Here is a 17,317-nt window from a genome sequence, read left to right on the forward strand (position 1 = left end):
CAGTTGCATTGACTACAACGAGACGTATGACCTTAGGCTATCGAGTAAAAAAACCTACTTTTAATTAAGAATTACCAAAGCCGGGAATTCTGAAAGGCTACTTGAGGTGATGTGGGCCAGTGAGCGGACGATATCCAGTGGCTGATCCAGCCGGTAGTTGCCGGTGACTGCCACGTTGGCGAGTTTGTCGTTGTTGTTGACGATCCAGCCAGGGTAGTAGCGGCGCACTTCGTCCAGCACCTTGCCCATCGGGCAGTTTTCAAACACCAGGCGCCCTTGTACCCAGGCCAGGTCGGTCTGCGGGTTGAGCCGGGCGGTCTTGCTGAAGCCGTTGGGGCCAATGCGCACGCTGTTACCGGCCGAGAGGCGCATTTGCGCACCGGCGCTGTTGACCCGTAAATCGACATCACCGCGTTGCACCCGCACCTGCGCTTCACCATTGAGGTAGCTCACGGCGAAGGCGGTGTCGCGCACGCTGACGCGCACGGGGCCGGCGTCGAGAACCAGCGGGAACTCCACGTCGGCGGGAATCTCGAAATACGCTTCGCCTTGATACAGGCGGGCACTGCTCTGGGCGTTGTCCACCTTGCTGGAAAACGCCGAGTTGGTGTTAAGCAGCACTTTTGAGCCGTCTTCGAGTTGCAGGCGCTGGCGTTCGCCGACCACGGTCAGGTGATCGGCTTGCAGGCGTAACGGTACATTGCTGTAGCTGCCGACGCTGATAATCAACACCGCCGCGGTTGCCAGATGCTTCCAGTGCCGCCCGATGCGCCGTAACAGGCTGGGGGCGCGGCGGGTTTGCAGGGTTTGCGCGGCGGCCAAAAGCGGTTCGCCGTTCCAGATCGTGTTGGCCTTGGCAAAGGCCTGGGCGTGGGCAGGGTCGGCATTGAGCCAGCTTTCGAAGGCGCACTTTTGTTCGTCGCTCGCACACTCAAGGGTAATCAGCCAATCCAGTGCCTGATCCATGGCGCTGTCCTGCAGCACGTCGTGCGCCAGTTCTGGCACGGCAGATTTGTGAGTGTCCGTCACGGATGTTCCTTGGCAGTTTCAGAGCGTTCTAACAGGCATCGCCGGTCAAGGTTAAGGGCGATTTAGCTTGTCGGCTACCCCGATGCAGATTGCCATGATCAATTTGAGTTCCTTTTGAACCGTGCTCAAGGAAACGTCAAGCTCTTCGGCGATCTCTTGATAACTGCAGCCATGCAGGCGGCTGAGGATGAAAATCCGTTGTTGGCGGGCGCTTAACTGGCTCAGGCTCACACTCAGGCGCTCCAGTAGTTGCGCTGCTTGATGGGCTTCTTCAGGGGTGCTGAGGGGGGAGGCAACGCCTTCGATGACCTCTGTGGGCACGTCTTCGACCACGGTGCGTGACTGGATGCGCCGGGCGCGCAGGTGGTCAAGTGCCAGATTGCGTGCGGTCTGGAACACAAAGGGCTCAAGGTGCTCGACGGTACGCTCGCTCAAGGCCCGGGCTACGCGCAGGTAAGTTTCCTGCAGCAGATCTTCGGCGGTGCTGTGGTTGTTGACCATCCGCTCCAGCGTGCGCAGCAGGGATACCCGTTGGGTAAGGAAGACTTGATTGAAGTGGGACTGACTCACAGTGCTACCCGACCGATTTTGAGCGAATGATAATGCTTATCATCTGTGCCATTGGTCAAGCGCTGTTTTGAAAAGCCATGAATAACAAAAAACGCTAGCCCCGTGATGAACGCCCCCTGAGCTGTAGCCGCTGAGGAGCGCAGCGAGGCTGCGTTCGGCGGCGAAGCCGTCGTAAACCCGGGTAACCCGTACGTTCAGACACTTCGCAGCTACCGATTTTGCGACCGCTTCGCGCTCGGACGCAGCCTCGTTCTACTCGTCAGCGGCTACAGAGGGATGGTTAAACGCGGCCTTTGAGGTACGCGCTGTAATCCGGGATGCGGTGTTCGTGGGGCTGGCTCATCAACGGGCTGCTGAGCAGGTAGTCGGCGCTGCATTCATTGCACGCCACCGGAATGTTCCACACCGCGGCTACCCGCAGCAGCGCCTTGATGTCCGGGTCGTGGGGTTGTGGCTCAAACGGGTCCCAGAAGAACACCAGCATGTCGACCCGTTGCTCGGCGATCCGCGCTCCCACTTGCTGATCGCCACCCAGCGGGCCGCTGATCATGCTCTCGATCGGCAACCCCAGACGTTGGCCCAGCAGCAGCCCGGTGGTACCGGTGGCGCACAGTTCATGCTGGCTGAGCTGCGCCTTGTGGCGCTCGGCCCAGTCCAGCAAAAAGCCCTTGCAGTGATCATGGGCCACCAGGGCGATGCGCTTGCGCGCCGCCAGGGTGGCCGTGGTGAAGCTGATACCGATCATCGCGTTACTCCGCGTTGTGCAGCGCCAGGCAGTTATCGAGCATGCGGTTGGAGAAGCCCCATTCGTTGTCGTACCAGGCCAGCACTTTAAGCAGCTTGCCGCTGACTTTGGTGTGATTGGCATCGAAGATCGACGACAGCGGGTTGTGGTTGAAGTCGCTCGATACCAGCGGCAGGGTGTTGTAACCCAGTACCTTGGAGTGCTGGCTGGCTTCTTTGAACAGCGCGTTGACTTCAGCTGCGGTGGTTTCGCGCTTGAGTTCAATGGTCAGGTCGACCAGCGACACGTTGATCACCGGCACCCGCACGGCCATGCCGGTGAGCTTGCCGGCGAGTTCTGGCAATACCAGGCCCACGGCTTCGGCTGCGCCGGTTTTGCTCGGGATCATGTTCTGGGTGGCCGAACGTGCGCGGTACGGATCCGAGTGGTAGACGTCGGTCAGGTTCTGGTCATTGGTGTAGGCATGGATGGTGGTCATCAGGCCGTTTTCAATGCCGAATTCGCGGTGCAGGATTTGCGCCACCGGTGCCAGGCAGTTGGTGGTGCAGGAAGCATTGGAAATAATTTGATGGGATTGGCGCAGAATGTCGTGGTTGACACCGTAGACCACCGTCGCATCGGCATTTTTGCCGGGAGCGGAGATAATCACCTTACGGGCGCCAGCGGTAATATGCGCTTGTGCCTTGCTGCGTTCAGTGAACAAACCTGTGCATTCAAACACCACATCGATGTTCAGTGCCGCCCACGGCAGCTCGGCCGGATTGCGAATGGCGGTCACGCTGATGCGGTCACCATTGACGGTCAGGCTTTCCTGATCGTGTTCGACATTGGCATCGAACGTGCCGTGAACCGTGTCGTACTTGAGCAGATGGGCATTGATCGTACTGTCACCCAGATCGTTGATGGCGACGATCTGCAGGTCCTGACGGTAGCCTTGGGTATACAGTGCGCGCAGGACGTTACGGCCGATACGGCCAAAACCATTGATTGCGATTCGTAGAGTCATGGAAAGCGCCTGCCATCGATTTGTTGTTGGAATTACAAGATTATTCGCATAAAAATAGAAAACAAGCCATTTAAGTGGCAATATTTTGTTTTATCTACAACGAGTGACCTGAATCAACGGGTCCGAATGATTGAAGTCGCTCCCCGGAGCCCTTCGGTCAGCATAGGACACGCACAGGTCGCCACATCCGTTAGCCTGGAGTTCAACACATGCATCCCCGCGTTCTTGAAGTCACCGAGCGTCTTATTGCCCGCAGTCGTGCCACCCGCGAGGCGTATCTGGCGCTTATTCGTGGCGCTGCCGGCGACGGCCCGCAACGCGGCAAGCTGCAATGCGCGAACTTCGCCCACGGCGTGGCAGGGTGTGGCACTGAAGATAAAAACAGCCTGCGGATGATGAACGCGGCCAACGTTGCAATTGTTTCGTCATATAACGACATGCTCTCGGCGCATCAGCCGTACGAGCACTTTCCTGAGCAAATCAAAAAAGCGCTGCGTGAGATTGGCTCCGTGGGCCAGTTCGCAGGTGGCACGCCAGCCATGTGTGATGGCGTGACCCAGGGTGAGCCGGGCATGGAACTGAGCCTGCTGAGCCGCGAAGTAATTGCCCTGTCCACGGCTGTGGCGCTGTCGCACAACATGTTCGATGCGGCGCTGATGCTGGGCATTTGCGACAAGATCGTGCCGGGCCTGCTGATGGGCGCACTGCGTTTTGGTCACTTGCCGACCATCTTCGTACCGGGCGGGCCGATGCCGTCGGGCATTTCCAACAAGGAAAAAGCCGACGTGCGCCAGCGCTACGCCGAAGGCAAGGCCAGCCGCGAAGAGCTGCTGGAATCGGAGATGAAGTCCTACCACAGCCCGGGTACCTGCACGTTCTACGGCACCGCCAACACCAACCAGTTGCTGATGGAAGTCATGGGCCTGCATTTGCCGGGTGCCTCTTTCGTCAATCCTTACACGCCATTGCGTGATGCGCTGACTCGCGAAGCCGCCCATCAGGTTACCCGTCTGACCAAGCAAAACGGCGATTTCATGCCGCTGGGCGAGATCGTTGACGAGCGTTCGCTGGTCAATTCCATCGTGGCATTGCACGCCACCGGCGGCTCGACCAACCACACCCTGCACATGCCGGCGATTGCCATGTCGGCGGGTATCCAGCTGACCTGGCAGGACATGGCCGACCTGTCCGAGGTGGTGCCGACTCTGTCCCACGTGTACCCGAACGGCAAGGCCGATATCAACCACTTCCAGGCCGCTGGCGGCATGGCGTTTCTGATTCGCGAACTGCTCGAAGCCGGTCTGCTTCACGAAAACGTCAACACGGTGGCGGGCTATGGCCTGAGCCGTTACACCCGGGAACCGTTCCTGGTGGATGGCGAACTGGTCTGGCGCGAAGGCCCGATTGAAAGCCTCGACGAGTCGATCCTGCGTCCGGTAGCCCGTGCATTTTCTGCCGAGGGTGGCCTGCGGGTGATGGAAGGCAACCTGGGCCGTGGCGTGATGAAAGTCTCGGCAGTCGCGCCGGAGCATCAGATCGTCGAAGCCCCGGCACGGGTGTTCCAGGACCAGCAGCAACTGGCCGATGCGTTCAAGGCCGGCGAGCTGGAGCACGATTTTGTGGCCGTGATGCGTTTTCAGGGGCCGCGTTCCAATGGCATGCCCGAACTGCACAAGATGACGCCTTTTCTGGGTGTGTTGCAGGACCGCGGCTTCAAAGTGGCACTGATTACCGACGGGCGGATGTCAGGCGCATCGGGCAAGATCCCGGCAGCCATTCATGTAAGCCCTGAGGCTTCGATTGGCGGCGCGCTGGCGCGGGTGCAGGACGGCGACATGATTCGCGTGGACGGGGTAAAAGGCACGTTGCAACTGCTGGTGGATGAGGCAGAATTTGCCGCGCGCACCCCGGCTGTCGGCACGCTGGATAATGCAGTTGGCACCGGGCGTGAGTTGTTTGCGTTTATGCGTCAGGCCTTCAGTTCGGCCGAGCAGGGCGCGAGCACCTTTACCTCGTCTCTGGAAAACCTTAAATGAAGCTCGCTCTGGTCGGTGATATTGGCGGTACCAACGCACGTTTTGCGTTGTGGGAAAACGACCAGTTGCATTCGGTCAGTGTGTTGCCCACGGCAGACTTCGCCTGCCCGGAAGATGCCATCAAGCTGTACCTGGACACACTGCAACTGGCTCCGGGCTCTGTAGGCTCGGTATGCCTGTCAGTGGCCGGGCCGGTGAGTGGCGATGAGTTTCGCTTTACCAACAACCATTGGCGCTTGAGCCGTACGGGCTTTTGCCAGGCGCTGCGCATCGACAATCTGCTGCTGATCAACGACTTCAGCGCGATGGCCCTGGGCATGACCCGCCTGCAACCCGAAGACGTACGCCAGGTTTGCCCGGGCATAGTTGACCCGACGCGTCCGGCGGTCGTTATCGGGCCGGGCACCGGGCTGGGGGTGGGCACTTTGCTCAACCTCGGCGAGGGCCAGTTCATGGCCTTGCCAGGGGAGGGCGGGCACGTTGACCTGCCCATGAGCAACCCGCGCGAAGTGCAGTTGTGGCAGCACATCTACAATGAGATCGGCCATGTGAGCGCCGAGAGCATTTTGAGCGGCAGCGGCTTGCCGCGGGTCTATCGGGCGATTTGTGCGGTGGACGGCCATACGCCGGTACTGGACAGTGACCGCGCCATTACCGCGGCTGCTTTGGCGGGCGACCCTGTGGCGCTGCAGGTTCTGGAGCATTTCAGTTGCTGGCTGGGGCGTGTGGCGGGCAACAATGTGCTGACCATTGGCGGGCGTGGCGGGGTGTATATCGTCGGTGGTGTGATTCCGCGCTTTGCCGATATCTTCCTGGCCAGCGGTTTTGCCCGCAGCTTTGCCGACAAGGGCTGCATGAGTGACTACCTCAAAGGCATTCCGGTGTGGCTGGTGACGGCACCGTACCCTGGCCTGATCGGGGCGGGAGTGGCGTTGCAGCAGGCGTTTGGCTGATAGCCGCGCATTTACTGTGGGAGCGGGCTTGCCCGCGATTCAGGCGCTGCGGTCTGTCAGGTAAACCTCTGCGGTTCCATCGCGGGCAAGCCCGCTCCCACAGGGGTTATAACAACAACAAGGAACACCACAGTGACCACACCCGGCAAATCCATTTTGCTGGTCGATGACGACCAGGAAATTCGAGAGCTTCTTGATATCTATCTCACCCGCGCCGGTTTTCAGGTGCGCACCGTGGGCGATGGTGCCGGTTTTCGCGAAGCATTGGACAGCGCGGCGAGTGATCTGCTGATCCTCGATGTCATGCTGCCCGACGAAGATGGTTTCAGCCTGTGCCGCTGGGTGCGTCAGCATCCGCGCTTTGCCCAGATCCCGATCATTATGCTGACCGCCAGTTCCGACGAAGCTGACCGCATCATTGGCCTTGAACTGGGCGCCGACGATTATCTGGGCAAACCCTTCAGCCCCCGTGAACTGCTGGCGCGGATCAAGGCGTTATTGCGCAGGGCGCAATTTGCCGCTCCGGCCTCGGGCAACGAAGTGCTGGCATTTGAAGAGTGGCGGCTGAACACCGTGACCCATCGGCTGTTTCATACTGATGGTGAAGAGGTCATTTTGTCAGGGGCTGACTTCGCCCTGCTCAAGCTGTTCCTGGACAACCCCCAGCAGATCCTCGACCGCGACACCATTGGCAACGCCACGCGCGGGCGTGAGCTGATGCCGCTCGACCGCATCGTCGACATGGCGGTCAGCCGCTTGCGCCAGCGCCTGCGTGACACCGACAAACCACCCCGCTTGATCCGCACCATCCGCGGCAGCGGTTATCAGCTGGCTGCCCAGGTCTCGTCGGGCAATGACCTTTAATTTCCTGCGCAAGTGGCATATGCCCCGCTCGCTACTGGGGCGCATGTTGTTGCTGACCCTGCTCGCCATCCTGCTGGCGCAAACCCTGTCTAGCGCAATCTGGCTGTCGCAGTTGCGTACCACGCAACTCGAAGGCCTGGTCAACAGCGCGCGCAGCATGGCGCACTCGATGAACGCCACCGTCGCCTACCTGCGTTCCCTGCCGCTGGCCTATCGCCCATTGGTGCTGGACCAATTGCGCAGCATGGGCGGTACGCGTTTTGTCGTAAGCCTCAACGACAAGCCGCTGGACATGCAAGTGTTGCCGACCACCCAGCGCAAGCAGGCGGTGCTGGATGCCGTGGATCAGGTGTTGCGCGAGGCCGTGGGGCCCAATGTCGAAATGTCGGTGCAGTTTGTCAGCCCCCAGGATCTGCGTATTTTCAATGCGGGTCTCAAGCTCGATGAGCTGCCGCGCTCCTGGGCGCATTTTGCGTTGACGCTGGAACCTGTCGATCCACCGATCCTGGTGACACAAATTCAGATGGTGCCAGGGGAGTGGCTATACATTGCGTCCTTGCTGCCCCAGCCCTATACCAGCCTTGAAGAAGAAGGGCTGCCGGCCTTGCAGGTGTGGTTTATCGTGCTCAGCAGTATTTTTCTGCTGTTGTTCATCGGCCTGTTGATGCACTGGCAAAGCCGGCCGCTCAAGCGTCTGGCGCGAGCTGCCCGGGACATGTCGCTGGGGGAGGACGAGGTCAAGCCGGTCGAGGTGGGCGGCGGCAGTGAAGTGGTTGAGGTGGCACGTGCGCTCAACACCATGCGCGCCCGCATCAGCCGTTACCTGACCGAGCGCGGCCAGTTGTTCAGTGCCATTTCCCATGATTTGCGCACGCCCATTACCCGCTTGCGCCTGCGGGTCGAGCTGCTCGAAGACGAACAACTGCAATACAAATTCGGCCGTGATCTGGACGAGCTGGAAATGCTGGTCAAAGGGGCGCTGCAATGCGTGAAAGACACTGATATTCACGAAAACATCGAAGCGGTGGATTTGAACCAGTTGCTCGATTGCCTGATCGAGCCTTACCTGCTGCCTCAGGGCAACGGTCGCGTAACGTTGCAGGGCCGGGCTGTCAGACCTTACTACGGCAAGCCGCTGGCGCTACGCCGCTGCATGGGTAACCTGATCGACAATGCGCTCAAGTACGGCCACAACGCGCATTTGCGCATTGAGGACAATGAGCAGGCCTTTGTGCTGACAGTTGATGATGAGGGGCCTGGCGTGCCCGAGCAGCGTCTTGAGCAGGTGTTCGAACCGCACTTTCGCCTGTCCGGGCAGCAGCAGGGCTATGGGCTGGGGTTGGGGATTGCGCGCAGCATCGCCCATAGCCATGGCGGCGAGGTCAGCTTGCAGAACCTGCGTGCCGGCGGTCTGCGGGTTACTTTGCACTTGCCGCGAAATGGCGATTGATCGACAGGCTTGCCTGCTCCGGGCTGATGGGCAGCAGGGGTTCCAGATTGCCGGTTGAGACCTTTGTAATCCCGGTTCCAGGCGGGTGGTTGCTGTTCATCGCGGCGTTGATACGGTTCTCCCGTACACGCCTGCTGGTCTGGCCGAAATGCTGTTGCAGCTTTTCCATGGCCACGTCGTAGGGTTCATCGCACAGCGTCAGCTGCCTCTGACGCTCTTGTAGCGCCAGGTGTTTGGCTTCGTCATCGCCATACCGGTCAACGCGAAAGCTCTTGCTCAGGTTGTAGCCGTGAATGCGGGTTGTCGCACGCCAGTATTCGATCTGGTTGGAGCGGACCCGGTACACCCCCGGATGACCGCTGGTGTTGTGGGGCATAAGGCGCTGGCGGTTTTCATAGGAGAATGCCTGGGGCATTTTCAGCACCAGCTGGTTGCGCATGTTTTCAGCGGCCTCCAGAGCCGCCGCCGGCGTCGCGTAGTTGGCGAAATTGAAACAATGGACATGTATTTTGCCCGAGCGGCGAATGTCCAGTTTCCAGGCGCAGGGGTTACCGTCCGGGTCTTGTAGCTGGCTGATAAGACAGTGATTTTGAGGTGCTGCGCGCTGTTTTGGCATGAGACTCATCTCCTGATGGGGGCCAGCATCCGTTCTAGAACTGTGGCGAAGTGTTGCAGACTCGCTGAAGTTTTTTTCAGGTTCAACGTGGGAAAACGACTTCGGGATGCGTCCTACAGGTAACGCGGAAAATACCTTGCGTGTATTTGGGCGCTGCTTTAATGACCTCAGGAATCTGCAGTCAGATGACGTTGAAATGTCTCGCCGCCATGTCACAGAGTTGTGACATTTTGGCGTCTGTTCGTTACGTGCGGGCTGGCGGTGATGGATACACTCTTTGGCAGCGCAAGCAAAAGACTTGCACAGCTATAACAACAAGAAAGGTCTCGACATGAATTCATTCAATCGCCTCGCCGTTGTCATTTCGCTTGCTACCTTATTTCCCATGACTGCTTATGCGGCTGCTCCTGCCGACTCCAAAGGCACCGTTGAAGTGGTGCACTGGTGGACCTCCGGTGGCGAAGCCAAAGCGGTTGATGTGCTTAAAAAACTGATCGAAAAAGACGGTTACACCTGGCAAGACAGTGCTGTAGCAGGTGGCGGTGGCGCCGCGGCCATGACCGTACTCAAGACCCGCGCAGTATCCGGCAACCCGCCGTCAGCAGCACAAATCAAGGGGCCGGACCTGCAAGAGTGGGGCGCACTCGGCTTGCTGACCAACCTCGATGAGGTGTCCAAGGCCAATAACTGGGACACCCTGCTGTCCAAAACCGTCTCCGACACCATGAAGTACGACGGCCATTACGTGGCGGTACCGGTGAACATTCACCGGGTGAACTGGTTGTGGATCAACCCTGAAGTATTCAAAAAAGCCGGCATCGACAAAGCTCCCACCACCCTTGATGAACTCTTCGCAGCAGGCGACAAGCTCAAGGCCGCCGGTTTTATCCCCCTGGCCCACGGTGGCCAGCCGTGGCAGGACAGCACGGTCTTCGAAGACCTGGTGCTGAGCGTCATGGGCCCTGAAGGCTACAAAAAAGCCTTCGTCGATCTGGATGAAAAAACCCTCACCGGCCCGCAGATGGCTGAAGTGTTCAGCAAGCTGAAAAAGCTCCAGGGCTATATGGACCCGGACGGTACCGGCCAGGACTGGAACCTGGAAGCCGCCAAGGTGATCAACGGCAAGGCCGGCATGCAGATCATGGGTGACTGGGCGAAAAGCGAGTGGGCGGCTGCAGGTAAAAAAGCCGGCACTGATTTCGAGTGCGTACCATTTCCGGGCACCAAAGGCAGTTTTACCTACAACATCGACTCGTTGGCGATGTTCAAACTGTCGGCGAAAAACAACACGCCGGGCAATATCGCCGCGCAAAACGACGTGGCCAAAGTCGCGCTTGAGCCTGAATTCCAGTACGTGTTCAACCAGAACAAAGGCTCGATCCCGGTACGCAGTGACCTGGACATGAGCAAGTTCGACAGCTGTGCCCAGGCCTCGGCCAAAGACTTCGCCGAAGCAGGCACCAGCCACGCTCAACTGCCGAGCATGGCCCACAACATGGCCACTTCGCTGGCGGTGCAGGGCGCGATTTTCGACACTGTGAGCAACTTCATGAGCGACAAGAGTGCTGATCCGGCCACGGCGGGTAAAAAACTGTACTCAGCGATCAAGTCCGCCCAGTAATTCGTTGATCTGACCCGCCACGTTCGCGCGTGGCTCCCCCTTATCCCTGGTTGTGCGGCATCTGCGTGGGCAGATGCCGGCATACCCTGCCGGGAGTATTTCGATGAGTTCCGTGGCTGTGTTCAGCAAGGCCTCGCCGTTCGATGCGTTGCAACGCTGGTTGCCCAAGCTGGTCTTGGCTCCGAGCATGCTGATCGTGTTGGTCGGCTTTTATGGCTACATTTTTTGGACGTTTTTGCTTTCGTTCACCAACTCCAGCTTTATGCCCAGCTACCAATGGGTTGGCCTGCAGCAATACGCCCGCTTGATGGCCAATGACCGCTGGTGGGTCGCGAGCAAAAACCTGGCAGTGTTTGGCGGCATGTTTATCGTCATCAGCCTGGTGATTGGCGTGTTCCTGGCGATACTGCTCGACCAGAGGATCCGCAAGGAAGGCTTTATCCGCACCATTTATCTGTACCCGATGGCGCTGTCGATGATCGTCACCGGTACGGCCTGGAAATGGCTGCTCAATCCGGGCCTGGGGCTGGATAAAATGCTGCGTGACTGGGGCTGGGAAGGTTTTCGCTTTGACTGGCTGCTGGATCAGGATCGGGTGGTGTACTGCCTGGTGATCGCGGCGGTATGGCAGGCCTCGGGGTTTGTCATGGCGATGTTTCTGGCCGGGTTGCGCGGGGTTGATCAGTCGATCATTCGTGCCGCTCAGGTCGACGGCGCAAGTTTGCCGACCATCTACCTGCGCATTGTCCTGCCGAGCCTGCGGCCGGTGTTTTTCAGCGCCTTCATGATCCTTGCGCACATTGCCATCAAGAGCTTCGACCTGGTGTCGGCGATGACTGCCGGTGGCCCGGGTTATTCCTCGGACCTGCCTGCGATGTTCATGTACTCCTTCACCTTCAGCCGTGGGCAAATGGGCATAGGTTCTGCCAGTGCGATCATGATGCTGGGTGCGATTCTGGCCATTCTCGTGCCGTATCTGTATTCCGAGCTGAGGAACAAGCGCCATGATTAATGCTCAGCGTTTTACCTTCAGCCGTGTGGCGATCTACGCCACCCTGATCCTTGCAGCGGCGGTGTATCTGGTGCCGCTGGTGGTGATGCTGCTTACCAGCTTCAAAACCCCGGAAGACATCCGCACCGGCAACCTGCTGAGCTGGCCGCAGGTGATCGACGGTATCGGCTGGATCAAGGCCTGGGACACGGTGGGCGGGTATTTCTGGAACTCGGTGAAAATCACCGTGCCAGCGGTACTGATCTCGACCTTTATCGGCGCCATGAACGGTTATGTCTTGTCGATGTGGCGTTTTCGCGGTTCGCAGCTGTTTTTCGGCCTGTTACTGTTCGGTTGCTTCCTGCCGTTTCAGACCGTATTGCTGCCGGCCTCGTTCACCATCGGCAAACTGGGCCTGGCCAACACCACGACGGGTTTGGTGCTGGTGCACGTGGTCTATGGCCTGGCCTTTACCACGCTGTTTTTCCGCAACTACTACGTGAGCATCCCGGATGCGCTGGTCAAGGCTGCGCGACTGGACGGTGCGGGCTTCTTCACTATTTTCGGGCGGATTTTGCTGCCGATGTCGGTGCCGATCGTCATGGTTTGCCTGATCTGGCAATTCACTCAAATCTGGAACGACTTTCTGTTTGGTGTGGTGTTTGCCAGTGGCGATGCGCAGCCGATTACGGTGGCGCTCAATAACCTGGTCAATACCAGCACCGGCGCCAAGGAATACAACGTCGATATGGCTGCGGCCATGATCGCGGGGCTGCCGACGCTGCTGGTCTACATCTTTGCGGGCAAGTATTTTCTGCGCGGGCTGACGTCCGGCGCGGTCAAGGGGTAAGGCATGGCGACTCTAGAATTACGCAACGTAAATAAAACCTACGGCAAGGGTTTGCCCGACACGCTTAAAAACATCGAACTGAAAATCGATGACGGCGAGTTCCTGATTCTGGTCGGGCCTTCGGGCTGCGGCAAATCGACCCTGATGAACTGTATTGCCGGTCTTGAGACCATCAGTGGCGGGGCGATTCTGGTGGACGATGCCGATATCAGCGGCATGAGCCCCAAGGACCGTGATATCGCCATGGTGTTTCAGTCCTATGCGCTGTACCCGACCATGAGTGTGCGCGACAACATCGCCTTCGGTCTCAAAATCCGCAAGATGAGCGCTGCAGCCATTGATGAAGAGGTGGCGCGGGTGTCCAAGCTGCTGCAAATCGAACACCTGCTGAGCCGCAAGCCCGGCCAGCTGTCCGGTGGCCAGCAACAGCGGGTGGCCATGGGCCGGGCGCTGGCGCGGCGACCGAAGATTTATCTGTTTGACGAGCCGTTGTCCAACCTCGACGCCAAGCTGCGGGTCGAGATGCGTACCGAAATGAAACTGATGCACCAGCGCCTCAAAACCACCACCGTCTACGTTACCCACGACCAGATCGAAGCCATGACCCTGGGCGACAAGGTGGCGGTGATGAAGGACGGCATCATCCAGCAGTTCGGAACCCCGAAGCAGATCTACAACGATCCGGCCAACCTGTTTGTCGCCAGTTTTATCGGTTCACCGCCGATGAACTTCATCCCTCTGCGTTTGCAACGTCGCGACGGCCGTTTGCTGGCCCTGCTCGACAGCGGTCAGGCGCGTTGCGAATTGCCACTCGGCATGCAGGACGCAGGGCTCGAAGACCGTGACGTGATCGTGGGCATCCGCGCCGAGCAGATTGTGCTGGCGCCTGCCGAGGCCAATGGCCTGCCGGTGATTCGCGCAGAGGTGCAGGTTGTCGAACCGACCGGCCCGGACACCCTGGTTTTCGTAACCCTCAACGGCATCAAAGTGTGCTGCCGTATGGCCCCGGATGATGCCCCTGCGGTCGGCCAGAGCCTCAATTTGCAGTTCGATCCCGCCAAAGTGCTACTGTTTGATGCGAATACGGGTGAGCGTCTTGGGGCGATGAGTTCGCCTCAAGCTCAAGGCCGGGCTGATAACGTGGCGCAATTCAAGGGTCGTTAAGTCAACAGGGAGCCTGTTTGCGGGCCTCCTTGAGTTGTGCCGCGTTAAACAAAGCCAATAAGAAGACAACGAGGATTAAAGGGATGACTAACAGAATGACCCGTACCCGTCTGGCCTGCCAGCTATCGGCTATTGTCGCGCTAGGTCTGGGTGCAAGCAGTGTCTACGCTGACGAAGCCTTCAGCGCCGATTCGAAATGGATGACGGGCGACTGGGGTGGTGAGCGTACCAAACTGATCGAACAGGGGATCGACATCAAGGCTGATTACGTCGGAGAAGTGGGTGCCAACCTGCATGGCGGCTACAACGACGACAAGACGGCGCGCTACAGCGACCAGTTTGGTCTGGGCGTGGCCCTGGACCTGCAAAAGCTGTGGGGCTGGGACAATACCCAGGCCAAGATCCAGCTGACCAACCGTAATGGTCAGAATATCTCCAATGACCGTGTCGGTGATCCGCGTGCTGGCACTCTGAGTTCCTCTCAGGAAGTCTATGGCCGTGGCCATATGGTGCGTCTGACCCAATTGTGGATTCAGCACCAGTTCCTCGACGGCAAGCTGGACGTCAAGGCCGGTTACTTCGGCGAAGGCGAAGACTTCAACACCTTCCCGTGTGAATTCCAGAACCTGGCGTTCTGTGGCTCGCAGGTGGGTAACTGGGCCACCAACGTCTGGTACAACTGGCCGGTCAGCCAGGCGGCACTGCGTGTGAAGTACAACATTACACCTGAGCTGTACGCGCAAATCGGTGCGTACAACCAGAACCCGTCGCAACTGGAGCACGGTAACGGCTTCAAACTCAGTGGCAGCGGTACCAAGGGCACCGTGCTGCCGGTTGAACTGGTGTGGTCGCCCAAGGTCAACGACCTCCCGGGCGAATACCGTGTCGGTTACTACAAAAGCACGGCGCCTGCCGATGACGTGAAGGTCAATATCACCAATGATGGTGAGGACTACCGCGTACGTGACAGCAAGCATGGTTACTGGTTTGTCGTGCAGCAGCAACTCACCAGCCACAACGGTGACGCCTCGCGCGGTCTGCATATCGCGGCCAACGCCACCTTCCACGACAAGCAAACCAACATCGTAGACAACTACCAATCGCTGATGTTTGTGTACAAGGGCCCGTTCGATGCCCGGCCCAAGGATGACATCGGTATCGGCGCCGCCCGTATCCATGTTAACGATGATGTGAAGAAAAGCGCCGAGCTGATCAATGCGTCCATCGGTGCCACCGATTACAGTGACCCGCTGTACACGCCGCTGCGTAACACCGAGTACAACTACGAACTCAACTACGGCTTCCACGTGACCAACTGGCTGACGGTGCGTCCAAACCTGCAGTACATCACTCACCCGGGTGGTGTGGACCAGGTAGACAACGCATTGGTGGCCGGACTGAAAATTCAGTCGACGTTCTAAATGCGCTAAGCTCCTTGTTTTTCCAGCGGATAGCCTTGGCTATCCGCTTTTTTTCGGGGCTGCACACCTCGGCGCATGAATTTCAGGACTGCGGCACATGCATGAGCATCCGCTTCACCGTTTTTTCAAATCCAGGCGCGAGCAGCCGGTCTTCCAGTGGGAGCGTTTTCAGCAGCGCGACGTTCTGGTGATCGATCATCCGCATTGCCAGGCGGTGTTCAGTCGTCAGGGCGCGCAGCTGCTGCACTTTCAGCCGACCGGGCAAAAGCCCTGGCTGTGGTGCGCTGCCAAGTGGCCGCAAGTGGGGGCGATCCGCGGTGGGGTGCCGATTTTCTGGCCCTGGTACGGCCGTCATCCCAGTGAAAACGCCTGGCCATCCCATGGCTGGGCGCGCTTGATCGACTGGAAGCTGCTCGACAGCAGCAGCGACGAAGAAGGGGTGACCCTGCACTGGCGTTTGCAACTGTGCGATTGGCAGGTGGATTTGCATGCGCGGCTGGGCGAAGAAATGGAATTGCGCCTGAGCACCGAACATCAGGACGACGAACCTTGTCAGGTGAGCCAGGCGTTGCGCGCTTACTGGCGTATTGGAGATGTTGCTGAGGTAGCGCTGTCCGGGCTGGACGGTGCGCACGGCTACGACCACTTGAACCGAGAGGCTTGCCAGCAGCAGGGTGAGTTACGGGTGGGGGGTGGTTGTCAGCGGGTATTTCAGCATGATGGCGAAATGAAACTTAATGATCACGCCTGGCAACGGGCTTTGAACATCGACACGGGTGAGCAGGGCAGCACGGTGGTCTGGCATCCGGGCAAGCGGCCGTTGCTGGGGGTGAGCTGGAACGAAGTGATGGGCTTTGTGTGTGTGGAGTCCACGAGTGGCGGTACTCATAACCAGGCCCTTGCCCCGGGCGAGCAGGCTCATTTGAGCTTGCAGGCGAGGGCGGGGCTGTGCAGCGTCTGATGGAGCATTATCAAGCGATTGCCTAGTTGAACTCATCGCCTACCGGGTAGCGGCTGGCGTTGAGACTTTCCTTGATTTTGCGCAGGTGTGGCTGGAAGTCCACGCCACGGCGCAACGTCATGCCGGTGGCCAGTACATCCAGTACGGTCAACTGGATGATGCGCGAGGTCATCGGCATATAGATGTCGGTGTCTTCGGGCAGCGGAATATTCAGGCTCAGGGTACTGGCCTTGGCCAGTGGCGAGTTTTCCGCGGTCAGGCCCAGCACCGAGGCACCGTTGGCGCGCGCAATGCGAGCCACTTCCACCAGTTCACGGGTGCGACCGGTGTAGGAAATAATCACGAACAATTCACCGGTATGGGCCACCGAGGCGATCATGCGCTGCATCAGCACGTCGGCGTGAGCGGTGACGGCCAGGTTGAAGCGGAAGAACTTGTGCTGCGCATCCAGTGCTACCGGTGCTGAAGCGCCCAGGCCAAAAAAATGGATCTGCCGGGCCTGGATCAGCAAGTCGACGGCGCGGCTGATAAGGTTGGGGTCCAGTGCCTGGCAGGCACTGTCCAGCGAGGCGATGGCGCTGCCGAAGATTTTTTGTGTATACGCGGCCGGATTATCGTCAGCCTCGACTGCACGGCTCACGTAAGCTGCGCCGCTGGCCAGGCTTTGTGCCAGTTGCAGCTTTAATTCGGGGTAGCCGCTGACGCCAAATGAACGGCAGAAACGGTTGACCGTAGGCTCGCTGACCGATGCCGCCTGCGCCAGCGCGGCGATGCTGAACCGGGTCGCCTGCTGCGGGTTCTGCAAAATGATTTCGGCCACTTTGCGCTCGGCCTTGTTCAGGTCTTCGAGGCGGCCCTTGATCTGTTCGAGTAAATTTCGCACGCGGTCCATTTATGATCCTTGGGTCAGCGATGCAAGAACCGGATTAAAGCGGTTCTGGAAGGTGGCCTATCCTACTGGTGGCCTGAGACGACCACTAGCAGGAATCTGTATTTTGAGAAAATGTTGTGTTTATTACTACATTTTTCCTTGAGTGATA

General features: G+C 58.8%; 16 protein-coding genes. 10 read left to right on the forward strand and 6 right to left on the reverse strand.

The genetic code is table 11. The features are described 5' to 3' along the window. Nucleotides 1–60: 60 nt before the first annotated feature. From CJU81_RS02955 to gap, 4 genes are all read right to left on the reverse strand, one after another. Complete coding sequence (locus CJU81_RS02955; RefSeq protein WP_095035439.1) at nt 61–1,029, reverse strand: FecR family protein; 969 nt, start codon at nt 1,027–1,029, stop codon at nt 61–63. A gap of 51 nt (nt 1,030–1,080) precedes the next feature. Further along, a complete protein-coding gene (locus CJU81_RS02960; protein WP_095035440.1) occupies nt 1,081–1,599 on the reverse strand; it encodes an RNA polymerase sigma factor in 519 nt (172 codons plus the stop codon). A gap of 280 nt (nt 1,600–1,879) precedes the next feature. Next, the gene (locus CJU81_RS02965) at nt 1,880–2,344 is read right to left on the reverse strand and encodes a methylglyoxal synthase (protein ID WP_095035441.1); all 465 of its coding nucleotides are present in this window, start codon (nt 2,342–2,344) and stop codon (nt 1,880–1,882) included. A 4-nt stretch (nt 2,345–2,348) separates the two neighbouring features. After that, nucleotides 2,349–3,350: a type I glyceraldehyde-3-phosphate dehydrogenase gene (gene gap, locus CJU81_RS02970; protein WP_086798440.1), complete on the reverse strand. Its 1,002-nt coding sequence runs from the start codon at nt 3,348–3,350 to the stop codon at nt 2,349–2,351. A 209-nt stretch (nt 3,351–3,559) separates the two neighbouring features. On the opposite strand from gap, the gene edd reads away from it, so the two are divergent. The 4 genes from edd (at nt 3,560) to CJU81_RS02990 (ending at nt 8,653) form a co-directional block, all read left to right on the forward strand. Continuing rightward, the gene (gene edd, locus CJU81_RS02975; RefSeq protein ID WP_088377970.1) at nt 3,560–5,386 is read left to right on the forward strand and encodes a phosphogluconate dehydratase; all 1,827 of its coding nucleotides are present in this window, start codon (nt 3,560–3,562) and stop codon (nt 5,384–5,386) included. Further along, nucleotides 5,383–6,339, forward strand: coding sequence for a glucokinase (locus tag CJU81_RS02980; RefSeq protein ID WP_095035442.1), 957 nt, complete (start codon nt 5,383–5,385; stop codon nt 6,337–6,339). The genes edd and CJU81_RS02980 overlap by 4 nt, the downstream gene beginning before the upstream one ends. A 132-nt stretch (nt 6,340–6,471) precedes the next feature. Beyond that, complete coding sequence (locus CJU81_RS02985; RefSeq protein ID WP_095035443.1) at nt 6,472–7,203, forward strand: response regulator; 732 nt, start codon at nt 6,472–6,474, stop codon at nt 7,201–7,203. Then, nucleotides 7,193–8,653, forward strand: a complete 1,461-nt coding sequence (locus CJU81_RS02990) for a HAMP domain-containing sensor histidine kinase (protein WP_095035444.1) — start codon at nt 7,193–7,195, stop codon at nt 8,651–8,653. Before CJU81_RS02985 ends, CJU81_RS02990 begins: the two co-directional genes overlap by 11 nt. Here CJU81_RS02990 and CJU81_RS02995 read toward each other — a convergent pair. Further along, entirely contained in the window at nt 8,622–9,269 is a 648-nt protein-coding gene (locus CJU81_RS02995) for an AP2 domain-containing protein (RefSeq protein WP_095035445.1), read from the reverse strand. The genes CJU81_RS02990 and CJU81_RS02995 overlap by 32 nt on opposite strands. Nucleotides 9,270–9,600: 331 nt before the next feature. Between CJU81_RS02995 and CJU81_RS03000 the strand changes: the two genes are divergently transcribed. From CJU81_RS03000 to CJU81_RS03025, 6 genes are all read left to right on the forward strand, one after another. Then, nucleotides 9,601–10,890 carry an ABC transporter substrate-binding protein gene (locus CJU81_RS03000; protein WP_095029950.1) on the forward strand — a complete coding sequence of 430 codons (1,290 nt, stop codon included), beginning with the start codon at nt 9,601–9,603 and terminating at the stop codon, nt 10,888–10,890. A 103-nt stretch (nt 10,891–10,993) separates the two neighbouring features. Then, entirely contained in the window at nt 10,994–11,902 is a 909-nt protein-coding gene (locus CJU81_RS03005; protein WP_095029868.1) for a carbohydrate ABC transporter permease, read from the forward strand. Beyond that, a complete protein-coding gene (locus CJU81_RS03010; protein WP_095003274.1) occupies nt 11,895–12,731 on the forward strand; it encodes a carbohydrate ABC transporter permease in 837 nt (278 codons plus the stop codon). The genes CJU81_RS03005 and CJU81_RS03010 overlap by 8 nt, the downstream gene beginning before the upstream one ends. A 3-nt stretch (nt 12,732–12,734) precedes the next feature. Beyond that, nucleotides 12,735–13,895 (forward strand): ABC transporter ATP-binding protein, encoded by a 1,161-nt coding sequence (locus CJU81_RS03015; RefSeq protein ID WP_095029867.1) that lies wholly within the window; start codon nt 12,735–12,737, stop codon nt 13,893–13,895. Between the two features lie 83 nt (nt 13,896–13,978). Next, complete coding sequence (locus CJU81_RS03020; protein WP_095035446.1) at nt 13,979–15,316, forward strand: carbohydrate porin; 1,338 nt, start codon at nt 13,979–13,981, stop codon at nt 15,314–15,316. 97 nt (nt 15,317–15,413) lie between these two features. Then, on the forward strand, nt 15,414–16,277 hold the full coding sequence (locus tag CJU81_RS03025; protein WP_095035447.1) for a D-hexose-6-phosphate mutarotase: 864 nt from the start codon (nt 15,414–15,416) through the stop codon (nt 16,275–16,277). A gap of 22 nt (nt 16,278–16,299) precedes the next feature. On the opposite strand, the gene CJU81_RS03030 is transcribed toward CJU81_RS03025, so the two are convergent. After that, nucleotides 16,300–17,160 (reverse strand): MurR/RpiR family transcriptional regulator, encoded by an 861-nt coding sequence (locus tag CJU81_RS03030; RefSeq protein ID WP_169845242.1) that lies wholly within the window; start codon nt 17,158–17,160, stop codon nt 16,300–16,302. Nucleotides 17,161–17,317 lie beyond the last annotated feature (157 nt).

Source organism: Pseudomonas fragi (assembly GCF_002269505.1).
GTDB classification, from domain to species: domain Bacteria; phylum Pseudomonadota; class Gammaproteobacteria; order Pseudomonadales; family Pseudomonadaceae; genus Aquipseudomonas; species Aquipseudomonas fragi_D.